The organism is Pseudoalteromonas sp. GutCa3 (assembly GCF_002836155.1).
GTDB classification, from domain to species: Bacteria; Pseudomonadota; Gammaproteobacteria; order Enterobacterales; family Alteromonadaceae; genus Pseudoalteromonas; species Pseudoalteromonas arctica.
Genome location: NZ_PJBK01000097.1, coordinates 1 through 11,206 on the forward strand (window position 1 = coordinate 1; position 11,206 = coordinate 11,206).

Consider the following 11,206-nt stretch of genomic DNA (forward strand, 5'->3'; position numbering starts at 1 on the left):
TTATCGTCCCTAGAAAGAACCCAACGGGCAGCGCCTGTTTAGCATTAATGCTACGTTATCACCCATTTATGGGGAATAACCACACTACATAGGCTCTGCCTTGCCTAAATACCAAACAGACTGCTGCAAATTTAACCTAGAAAGTTCAACAGACCCTAGTGTGTTGGTTCAGCCTTTTTACGGCTCATAATTTTACCTGCGATGCTTTGCACAGTGCCTTTTAGTAAGCTGCGTTTGTTTTCAAGCCGTGGTAATGGGCGACTAAGCTCCATTGCTTTGTAACCAATACGCGCTGTAAAAATACCGGCGCTGACACCTTGCGCTGCCCGCCCCGAAAGCTTACCTAAAAGCTCAGCACTTAATGCAGTTGCAGCAAGGTCAGATACAAGCTCAGCACTGCCTACAAACATTACTTGTTTTATCAGCATACGGTATAACCGTATACGGCTCGCGTAGCCAAAACCAATGCCATAAATTTTACCAATTTGTTCTATTAACTTAGTACCGCGCCAAAGCACAGCCATCATATCCACCAGCGCAAGTGGGCTTAGGGCAACTAGCAGTGCAGATTCAGTCGCAAACCGATTTATAAGCTTTTTAGCTTTGGTGTCTTGGGTTATTAATAAACTATTGGCGTACAGCGTCATTATTTCTTTGTCGCTGTGATGCGTCGCTACTTGGTTTTTAAAGGTTTCAAAGTTATCAAGCTCCTGGTGTTTATTAAGCTTTTCAAGCCAAGGTAATGCACCGCCTACTTGCTCGCTGTTTAAAAGCCTGTCGGCTTCAACTCGGTGCAATTGGTTACGCTTTAAACTGCGCAGCATTCGGTACTCTCGCCACAATAAGCGCCCTATTAGCAGCACGCCACTTACAACTGCTGTTAAATAAACGCTGCCTAAAATAATTGACTGCTCGAAAGCAAATACTAACGAGTACGCAAACTCTAAAAGCACCAGTACTATAAAACTAATAGCAAAAACACCTTTAAGCGTTTGCCACTTTGACTTTTTGTACACTGGTTCTAGATCTATTTCTGGCTCTAGTGCTTCATCTTCAAGTTCTTCGTAATCACTTTGTCCGTGCTGAATAATTTTTGCAGGTGCTAAAACGGGTTCGTTTTGCTCAATGCTTTGCGTATCTATGCGACGCCCTGCTTGAAATGGTTGGTTTGACTCACTCATGTTAATTTGTCTCCTAGCAGGTACTGCATGACATGATCTAATCGAATATGTTTTAGTTGTTTATCGGGGCTCGGCATTGGAGAGAACGATAAAAACTCAAATCCCTGTGCTGGCCACTCACTTTTATTAAGCATCCGCGAGGGAGGTTGCGGCGGTAAATACGTAAGCCAATCAGGCTCGTGTAATGGTTTACCGTAAATGCAGTCAAGCGTTTGGCCTTTGTCGGCAATTTGGCGCGGCTGCGTTGCTGTAATTGACGACATAGCCATGGTTTCTATTTTTACACCATCAAACTTTAAATGATTGCTTTGCTCATGCACGAGCGAATCAAGTAGCAGTGCTAAATCTTTATGGTGCTTAGCACTTATATGATCTGACTTATTAGCTGCAAATAATATTTTGTCTATGTTGGGCTTAAATAAACGTTTAAAAAAGCCCGACTCGCCATAGTTAAAGTGTGCGAGTAATTGGTTTATTACACTGCTTTGCTCTTGGAGTGTTTCGTGCCCTTCGTTTAATGCACTAAGTACATCTACAAGTACGATTTGGCGATCGAAGTGTCTAAAATGCTCATTATAAAATGGTTTTACAACTTCTTTTATATAAGCGTTAAAGCGCTTAATTAAATGCGCTAAATTAGAACCCGCAACAACATCGTCACTATTTACTTCACCCGATACCGGAAAAAACAATAACAATGGCGCGCCTTGTAAGTCGCCAGGCATTAGCATGCGCCCAGGTTGTAACATGGCAAGTTTGGTGTCTTTTTTAAGCCCTACTAACATGCTTTGATAAAGCTGAGCAATATGAGCAAGTGCGTTTTCATCAACGGGAGCGTTTAAGTCAAGTTGCTCAACGGCCATTAAAAAATCACTTGATGTGTTTACGCGCGAAGGCTGAGTTAATAACGGGTATTGCTGCTCGCACCATTGAGAATAGCTTTGCTCAAGCATAGGTAAATCAAGGAGCCATTCACCGGGGTAGTCAATAATATCTAAATAAAGCGTTGATTGCGGCGAAAAGTGGCCGCGCAGCCCTGCGTTACTTTGATACTTTATTGCCAAGCGCAGCGTATTAATCCGCTCGGTTGATGCAGGCCATGTAGGCGCCCCATCGCTAGGTAATAATGAATTTAGCGCGCGCGTATAATTAAACGTAGGAAATTTTAACGCCTCTTGCGGCACAACTTTAGTGGCAACATGGCGGTGCTCGCGCATTACATCAAAAAAAGGTAAGTTTTTATCGTCTGCTTGGGTTGTTAAGTGTTTAACAAGCGCGGTAATAAAGGCTGTTTTACCACTACCACTTAGGCCAGTTACGGCAAGTTTTACGTGTTGGTCTAAACTGCGATGAAGGGCTTTTTGTGCTTTGCCTTTAATGCTTTTAAAGGTCTTTTTTGCAAATGATTGGCTCATAAAGTGTCTTGCACCTAATTTGCCGTAATTTATCACGCTGCAAATAAGGTGCTATTAAATCCTTTAAAGTTTGTTAATTTCACGGCTCACCGTAAACTCGCTTGAAGTTACATGGCGCTCCATATCTTGAAGGCGAGTATCTACACGCGTTAAACGCTCTTTTAAATCTTGCAATGCGCGGCGCGGTGGCTCGCCCTTTTGCCATACTTTAAATTTTACTTCTAGCGGATCGTCAGTTTTAGTTGAGCTTTTTGTTTGCGCTGTTGCGGGCTCTTTTTTATCTAAAATGAACCAGGCTGCAATATACGCTACCACAAATAATGGGCCACCCGTTAGCAGTACCGCACTAACAAATATAATGCGAACTAACCATAACTCCATATTAAAGTAGTCACTTAATCCCGCACATACTCCAGCTATTTTACCGCGTTGTGGGTCTCTTAATAATTCGCGTTTGGCACTCATACTTTACGTCTCCATTGTGGTGACTCTTGATCAAGCAATGCTTCAAGTGTTTCAACCCTGTCTGCCATTTTTTCGGCTTTATGTGCAAGCTCAAGTAACTGGCGATGTTCGTGTTCACTTAAACCTTGGCTTACTTGTTTTTTGCTACGGTAGTGCAAAATTAGCCACAGCGGGGCAACAAAAATCATAAACAAGATAAATGGTGCAACTAGTATCTCTGGATCAAACATAATCCTCTCCTGACAATCCGTTTTGATGTTTTTAAGCTGGGGCACATGGGCCCCATATATTTTTATATGTAATTATTTATCAGCTAGCTTCTTTTTAAGTTCGGCTAGCTCATCATCTATCTTTTCATTTTTTTGTAGATTAGCAATTTCGTCCGCTAACGTCTTTTTACCTAAATCGTAAGACTCAATTTGAGATTCTAGTCCATCAATTTTAGTTTCGTAACGTTCAAAGCGGTTAAGTGCGTCTTCTACTTTTGAGCTATCAAGTGTCTTTTTCACTTCAAGGCGCGACTCAGCCGAACGTTGGCGAAGTATAATTGCCTTTTGACGAGATTTCGCATCTGCTAGCTTTTCTTGTAGTGTCGTTACTTCTTGCTGTAATTTCTCAATATGAGACTCTACATGTTCAAGTTCACTAGCGACTGAAGCAACGGCATCTGCCGACTTTTGCTTTTCAAGTAGGGCTGAGCGCGCTAAATCGTCGCGGTCTTTACTTAAAGCCAGTTCGGCTTTATCTTGCCAATCACTTACCTGTGCTTTAAGCGTATCTAAGCGGCGTACGATTTCTTTTTTCTCAGCCAATGTTTTAGCTGATGTAGAACGTACTTCAACAAGCGTATCTTCCATTTCTTGAATAATCAGACGAACCATTTTTTCTGGGTCTTCTGCTTTATCTAAAATGGCGTTGATATTAGAATTAACAATATCTGCAAAACGTGAAAAAATTCCCATAACATTTACCTCTGTAATTAAAACTTAGTTAGTCTGCTATAACTAGTATCAATATGCTTGCCAACTTTTTAAAAGTTAAAATACACTTTATTTTCATTACGTTAAACTAAATATACAAATTTCTTTAGTTATCCCGACTTATGAAATACACTAACTGTTAGTAAAAATGACCAAGAGTTAGGAAATATGAGCCAATATCGCCAACAGGATAATTTACTCGGCCAATCAGATAGCTTTCTGTCTGTATTAGATCAGGTATCGCAACTGGCTAATTTAGATAAACCGGTACTTATTATTGGTGAACGCGGCACAGGTAAAGAGCTAATAGCAGCACGCTTACACTTTTTATCAAAGCGTTGGGATCAAAACTACGTAAAACTTAACTGTGCAGCACTTAACGAAAACTTACTCGAAAGTGAATTGTTTGGCCACGAAAGCGGTGCTTTTACGGGGGCAAGCAAACGCCACGAAGGTCGTTTTGAACGCGCTAACAGCGGCACACTGTTTTTAGATGAATTAGCTAATACCTCAGCTATGGTACAAGAAAAACTGCTGCGCGTTATAGAATACGGTGAGTTTGAACGTGTTGGCGGCAAACAAACTGTAAAAGTAGATACACGCTTAGTGTGTGCCACAAACGAAGACCTCCCTTATTTGGCTGAGCAAGGTGAATTTAGAAGTGACTTACTCGATCGCCTTGCCTTTGATGTAATTACCCTGCCGCCACTGCGCGAACGCCAAGACGATATTATGCTTCTTGCTGAGCAGTTTGCGATGAATATGGCGCGCGATTTAGAGTGGGAACTGTTTAGCGGTTTTACCCGAAGCGCAACAGAAACACTGCTTAGTTATGATTGGCCTGGTAATATTCGTGAACTTAAAAATGTGGTTGAACGCAGTTTATATCGCCACGGTAGTGAACATATCCCCGTTCACCAGATTATTTTAGACCCATTCGATAGCCCATTTAGACCAAAAGCGCGCATTAAAGCACCTATAGCGGCTCAAACTGTTAATGCCGAGCCTATTGTTGTTGCGCCGCCGATTGCTCAAGCAAGCGGTAATATAGCCGTCGATATTCAATTTCCGTGCAGCTTAAAAGAGCGTTCTAACGACTTTGAAATAAACATGATTAATAAAGCGCTCGAACATAGCCAATTTAATCAAAAGAAAACTGCAGAAGTACTTGGTTTAACGTATCATCAATTACGTGGTTATCTTAAAAAATACAACTTGTTGGATCAACAATAGTCAGAGGTTATGCGGGTGCATAAATTATTACTTGTTTTGCTTGCCACCACTTTAGTTGGTTGCCTTGATAGCAAAGAAGAAATCATAGAAGAAAAAAACCAAGGCTTAGTTTATTGCGCTGAAGCTAACCCTGTGTCGTTTAATCCGCAAGTCACGACCACCGGTTCAACTATTGATATAATTGCTAACCAATTATACGACCGTTTAATTAGCATTGACCCTGTTACGGCAGAATTTCAAAGTGAGCTGGCGACCGATTGGAAAATTAGTAAAGATGGTAAATCGGTTACCTTTACCTTGCGTAAAGATGTAAAGTTTCATACAACTTCTTATTTTACCCCATCGCGGGATTTTAACGCCGACGACGTTATATTCACCTTTAGCCGATTATTCGATGTATACAATCCATATCACTTTGTGGGCGATGCCAATTACCCGTATTTTCAAAGTGTGGGGATTGATCAACTCATTCGTAAAATTGTGCGCGTGTCTGACTACCAAGTGCGTTTTGAACTGTTTAATCCTGAAAGCAGCTTTTTAGCTAATATGGCCACTGACTTTGCCGTGGTGCTTTCAGAAGAATACGCCATGGAACTTAAGAAAAAAAACGAAGAAAACTTATTTGATCAGTACCCTATTGGCACTGGCCCGTATATTTATAAAGAATACCGCCGAGATCACCTTGTACGCTTTTACCGTAATCCACTTTATTGGAAGCACGACGTTGCACTTGAACAATTGGTTTACGACATAACCCCTAACGGCACTACGCGTATAGCAAAAATGCTGACTAAAGAGTGCGATGTAACGGCTCATCCAAGTAGTGCGCAATTAAGTATTTTAGCGCAACGTGATGATATAAACGTTGAAAAAGAAACGAACTTAAATATAGGTTATTGGGCGTTTAATACAGAACGTGCCCCGTTTGACGACTTGCGCGTACGCCAAGCACTCGCACATGCAATAGATGTAGATAAAATAATGCAGGCGGTTTATTACGGTAATGGTACTCGCGCACAATCTATTTTGCCGCCAACCTCTTGGGCATTTGAGCCACAAGAAGATATACCTACGTTTGATCCAGAACTTGCTAAAAAGTTACTAATTGAAGCAGGCTTACCTGATGGCTTTGATATGACGATATGGGCTATGCCTGTGAGTCGTATTTATAACCCTAACGCGCGAAAAATGGCTGAGCTTATGCAAAGTGATTTACGCAAAGTGGGCGTTAATGTAAGCATTGTAGAATATGAGTGGAACACGTTTATTCAACGTATTGGCGAGCATAGGCACGACAGTGTATTACTTGGTTGGGCCGCAGATACACCCGATCCTGATAACTTTTTTAGCCCACTGCTGAGTTGTACCGCTACTTTTAGTGGTAAAAACCCAGCAAACTGGTGTAATCCCCAATTTGACTTATTGCTTACTCAAGCACTAGACACTACTGATTTAAACAAACGTAAAAAATACTACGAAGACGCACAAAGCTTAATTATTCAAGAGCTGCCGTTATTACCGATTGCTCATGGCCTGCGCTTTCAAGCGAGTAGCGCCGACGTGGAAGGCATAACACTTGGCCCATTTGGCGCTATTTCGCTTGCCAATGCGAGGAAAAAATAATGATCTTAGATTATATTTTACGTCGCCTTGGTTTGTTCTTTTTTATGATACTGATGCTCAGCGTATTTACGTTTTCACTGGCGTATTTATTTCCCGGTGATCCGCTAAGTAATTTAAGCGGCATACCAAGTAGTAACTTTGCACAGCATAGTGAGCTTGAAGACAAATATTTATATAACAGCAATTACTTTATGCAATACATTGCCTTTTTAGGGCGAATATTTCAGGGTGATTGGGGGCTTTCGTTTGCCTCTGGTAATAGTGTGTTTAGCCATATTGTTGATTTGCTACCGGCTACTTTAGAGCTAAGCGTATACGCATTAATTGTATCGGTTATTATTGGTGTACCGACTGGCATTTTAGGCTCTGGGTATCATAAACGTTGGCCCGACAAGCTTATAAACTCTACCACTATGGTGGGTTATTCAATGCCTGTATTTTGGCTCGCATTGTTATTAATAATGGTTTTTTCATTAAAGCTTGGCTGGTTTCCTATGTCGGGCAGAATGGGGCTCCTTTACGAAATACCCGCCAGTACTGGATTTATTTTAATTGATATTGCACTGGCTGGCTTTCCATATAAAGGAATGGCCTTTGTTGATGCGCTGCGCCATTTAACACTTCCGACTATTGTACTGGCTATGTATCCAACCACTGTATTAGTGCGCTTTACTCGCGAGTCTATGCTTAAAGTAATGGATCAAAACTTTATTAAAACAGCTAGGGCAAAAGGCCTTAACCGCCGCCAACTTATCATGCACCATGCACTGCGTAATGCATTACTGCCGGTAATTAAGCAAATTGGTTTGCAATTTAGTACGCTAATAACGCTTGCGATGATTACCGAAGTTATTTTTTCGTGGCCGGGTATTGGCCGATGGTTAATCGATAGTATTTATCAGCGTGACTTCCCTGCAATTCAAGGCGGGTTAATGGCAGTGTCTTTATTTGTTATTTTAGCTTCTATTACAGCTGAGCTTACTTACACTTTATTCGATCCACTCTCGCGGAATCAGGCCCATGGCAAAGTTTAATTTATTTTCTGAAGAGTCGAATAAATCGCCACTGGCGCGATTTTGGCGAAAGTTTAAAAATAACCACCCTGCTTTGGTTGGTTTATGGATATTTATGGCGTTTGCACTATTAGCCGCCACCGCTCCTTTTTTAGCCCCGTATGGTGTAAACCAACAACACACTGATGCACTGCTTATTCCGCCATCGTGGCGAGAAATGGGCGATGTACGCTTTCTTTTAGGTACCGATGATTTAGGCCGTGATGTACTCTCGCGCTTAATGAATGGTGCTACGTATACGTTTGGCCTCTCTGTTGTAGCCGCCCTAATCACGACTATTTTTGGTGTGTTAGTGGGTACTTTTGCAGGGATTAGTAAAGGGCTGCGTTCAAGCTTTTTAAATCACTTGCTTGATATAACGCTTTCTATTCCTTCTTTGTTACTGGCAATAATAATAATCGCCATACTCGGCCCGGGTTTAATGAATACCGTATGGGCAATTATTTTAGCATTACTGCCGCAGTTTATTCACTCAGTGCGTAACCTGATTGTTGATGAATTAAGTAAAGATTACATTACTGCGTTTAGACTAGATGGTGCGTCTAATTGGCATATTATATCGCGTGGTATTTTTCCTAATATTTATGAGCATATTGTGGTTATATTCACGATGGCGCTTTCTACCGCTATATTAGATATTTCAGCACTGGGATTTTTAAAATTAGGGGCTCAGCCACCGACGACCGAATGGGGCGCAATATTAGCCGAAAACCTAGGCCTCATTTATTTAGCACCGTGGACTGTAGCGCTACCTGGTATACTGTTATTTTTAGCCGTGTTATCTACTAATTTAGTAGGCGATGGCCTGCGACAAGTGCTAAAAGCACGTAAGGCTGATTAAATGCAATTACTCGATGTTCGTAACTTAACAATTGAACTACGTACCTCTGAAACTGTAATTAGAGCCGTAGACAGAGTGAGTTTTAGCTTAAAAGAAGGCGAAGTACATGCGCTTGTAGGCGAGTCTGGCTCTGGTAAAAGCCTAATAGCAAAAGCGATTATTGGTGTATTGAACGAACGCTGGGACATTACTGCCGACCGTATTCATTGGCGCGGCGTAGACTTAATGCGTTTAAGTCCAGAGAAACGCCGTAAAATAGTAAGCCAAGATATAGCGATGATCTATCAAGATCCAAGTCGCTGCCTTGATCCAACCGCTAAAATATTTGACCAAATTGCCGAAACATTGCCAGAGATCGCAACTAAAGGTTTCTTTTTAAAGCGCAACCGCGAGAGAAAAGACAGAGTAAAAGCGCTTATTCATAAAGTGGGCATTAAAAACCACGAAGCAGTACTAAGTAGTTACCCTCATGAGCTCTCAGAAGGCGTATGTCAAAAAGTAATGATTGCGATGGCCATTGCCCGCACTCCAAAGCTATTGATAGCAGATGAGCCAACTACAGCACTTGAGAGCACAACTCGCGCACAAGTATTTAGACTACTAAAAAGCTTAAACCAACTTAAAAACATGTCTATTTTGATGATCTCTCATGAACTTGAAGAGATTGCACATTGGTCGCATGGCATTCATGTTTTATATTGCGGGCAAATGGTTGAAGCAGGCCCAACCCATGAAATATTTAAACAGCCTCGCCATCCATACACGCAAGCATTACTAAAAAGCTTGCCAGACTACGAACAAGGTTTAGCGCATAAAGAACCTTTTTATGCACTTAAAGGGACTATCCCTACTCTGCAACATTTGCCTATTGGCTGCCGCCTAGGGCCGCGTTGTCCGCAAGCACAAAAAGCCTGCGTGGTAACTCCCACCCTTACTAAGCATCATGGTCATAGTTATGCGTGCCATTTTCCGTTAATTAAGGACATGAAATAATGCAGCCGCTACTAAAAGTACAAGCACTATCTAAAACATTCAATGTGCGAGCTGGGCTTTTTTCACGTAAAAAGTTTGAAGTACTTAAAAATATTTCGTTTTGTGTCGGTAAAGGCGAAAGTATTGCCATAATTGGTGAAACAGGTGCAGGTAAAAGTACATTAGCAAAACTACTTTCTGGAGCTGATACTGCTGATAGCGGGCAAATTTTGCTCGAGAATAATATTATCGAAGATAATGGCGTACGCGATAATCAATGTCGCCATATTCGTATGATTTTTCAAGATTCAGCTGCATCGCTCAACCCGGGGTTAACCATTGGCGAAATGCTTGATGATTGCCTGCAATATAATACTGAACTTGATGCTAGTGAACGCACTGAAAAGATTGATGCAACGCTTTCAAAGGTGGGTTTGTTAATCGATCATAAACACTACTACCCGCATATGTTTAGTGTGGGGCAACTACAGCGTGTTGCGTTTGCTCGTGCATTAATTTTAGATCCTAAGGTGATTGTGCTTGATGAAGCCGTTTCGTCTTTAGACCCTTCTATACGCGCTCAAATAGTGAATTTATTACTTAAGCTGCAGCGCGACACAGGCCTTACGTATGTGATGATCACCCATCATTTAAGTCTAGTGCGCCACATCAGTGATTATGTGGTTGTACTCGATAAAGGCGAAGTGGTTGAATATGGCCCTACTGAAGACGTTTTCCAAAATCCCCAATCAAAAGTAACGCAGCGATTACTTAGCTGCTAAACGCAACCTAGCGTGTAATGTAATCTCCTTTATGAAGGTCTTTGTTAAATGCGCAATTTAACAACTAAAACCATAAAGAGGATCTATGCTAAAAAAAACATTACTAACAGGCATTTCATCGTTAGCGTTACTACTGCTATCAACAACCTCAATAGCTGACGAAAACTCTACCTCAAAAAGTTGGGTTGGTGGCGTTGATCATTTAGGTTTAACCGTATCAAACTTAAATGCATCCAAAGCATTTTTTACTGATGTACTTGGTTTTAAAACGCTAGGAAGTGATCCAACCTACCCCGCTTATTTTTTATCAAACAATAAAATAACCATTACATTATGGCGCGTAAAAAATGATGAAAAACGTGTGGAGTTTAATCGGGCAGAAAATGTGGGCTTACATCATTTAGCACTCAGTGTTGAAAGTATCAAAAAGTTAAGCGAGCTACATACACACTTAGAAATGCAAAATAATATTACTATAGAGTTTGCACCAGAAAACTTAGGTAACGGTCCAACCCAACATATGATGATAAGAGAGCCTAGCGGCAATCGGATTGAGTTTATTGCCAGAGGTAATTAATACCAATCCGCAATAATACTTAATTAAGCGAATTGGGAATATACCAACTTTATTTAAGACAATA

The 11,206-nt window shown here is 41.2% G+C and carries 12 protein-coding genes; 7 read left to right on the top strand and 5 right to left on the bottom strand.

The window, feature by feature from the left end; all coding sequences use genetic code 11:
* Positions 1–155: 155 nt before the first annotated feature.
* The 5 genes from CXF64_RS17320 to pspA form a co-directional block, all read right to left on the bottom strand.
* Complete coding sequence (locus CXF64_RS17320; RefSeq protein ID WP_101217617.1) at positions 156–1,181, bottom strand: TIGR01620 family protein; 1,026 nt, start codon at positions 1,179–1,181, stop codon at positions 156–158.
* Positions 1,178–2,596, bottom strand: coding sequence for a YcjX family protein (locus CXF64_RS17325; protein WP_101217620.1), 1,419 nt, complete (start codon positions 2,594–2,596; stop codon positions 1,178–1,180). Before CXF64_RS17325 ends, CXF64_RS17320 begins: the two co-directional genes overlap by 4 nt.
* Before the next feature lie 63 nt (positions 2,597–2,659).
* Positions 2,660–3,061: an envelope stress response membrane protein PspC gene (gene pspC, locus CXF64_RS17330; RefSeq protein WP_024596503.1), complete on the bottom strand. Its 402-nt coding sequence runs from the start codon at positions 3,059–3,061 to the stop codon at positions 2,660–2,662.
* Complete coding sequence (gene pspB, locus CXF64_RS17335) at positions 3,058–3,291, bottom strand: envelope stress response membrane protein PspB (protein WP_024612319.1); 234 nt, start codon at positions 3,289–3,291, stop codon at positions 3,058–3,060. The genes pspC and pspB overlap by 4 nt, the downstream gene beginning before the upstream one ends.
* A 72-nt stretch (positions 3,292–3,363) precedes the next feature.
* On the bottom strand, positions 3,364–4,023 hold the full coding sequence (gene pspA / locus CXF64_RS17340) for a phage shock protein PspA (RefSeq protein ID WP_002958333.1): 660 nt from the start codon (positions 4,021–4,023) through the stop codon (positions 3,364–3,366).
* A gap of 186 nt (positions 4,024–4,209) precedes the next feature.
* Here pspA and pspF point away from each other — a divergent pair, with 186 nt between their 5' ends.
* The 7 genes from pspF to CXF64_RS17375 all read left to right on the top strand — a co-directional run bounded on the left by pspF (position 4,210) and on the right by CXF64_RS17375 (position 11,142).
* A complete protein-coding gene (gene pspF / locus CXF64_RS17345) occupies positions 4,210–5,274 on the top strand; it encodes a phage shock protein operon transcriptional activator (RefSeq protein ID WP_024607852.1) in 1,065 nt (354 codons plus the stop codon).
* Positions 5,275–5,289: 15 nt separating this feature from the next.
* On the top strand, positions 5,290–6,897 hold the full coding sequence (locus CXF64_RS17350; protein WP_010553755.1) for an ABC transporter substrate-binding protein: 1,608 nt from the start codon (positions 5,290–5,292) through the stop codon (positions 6,895–6,897).
* Positions 6,897–7,931: an ABC transporter permease gene (locus tag CXF64_RS17355; RefSeq protein ID WP_101217618.1), complete on the top strand. Its 1,035-nt coding sequence runs from the start codon at positions 6,897–6,899 to the stop codon at positions 7,929–7,931. The genes CXF64_RS17350 and CXF64_RS17355 overlap by 1 nt, the downstream gene beginning before the upstream one ends.
* Positions 7,918–8,811 (top strand): ABC transporter permease subunit, encoded by an 894-nt coding sequence (locus CXF64_RS17360; RefSeq protein WP_007580954.1) that lies wholly within the window; start codon positions 7,918–7,920, stop codon positions 8,809–8,811. Before CXF64_RS17355 ends, CXF64_RS17360 begins: the two co-directional genes overlap by 14 nt.
* A complete protein-coding gene (locus tag CXF64_RS17365) occupies positions 8,812–9,804 on the top strand; it encodes a peptide ABC transporter ATP-binding protein (RefSeq protein WP_007580952.1) in 993 nt (330 codons plus the stop codon).
* A complete protein-coding gene (locus CXF64_RS17370; protein ID WP_010553756.1) occupies positions 9,804–10,565 on the top strand; it encodes an ATP-binding cassette domain-containing protein in 762 nt (253 codons plus the stop codon). The genes CXF64_RS17365 and CXF64_RS17370 overlap by 1 nt, the downstream gene beginning before the upstream one ends.
* A gap of 85 nt (positions 10,566–10,650) precedes the next feature.
* Entirely contained in the window at positions 10,651–11,142 is a 492-nt protein-coding gene (locus CXF64_RS17375) for a VOC family protein (protein WP_101217619.1), read from the top strand.
* The last annotated feature ends 64 nt before the right edge of the window (positions 11,143–11,206 follow it).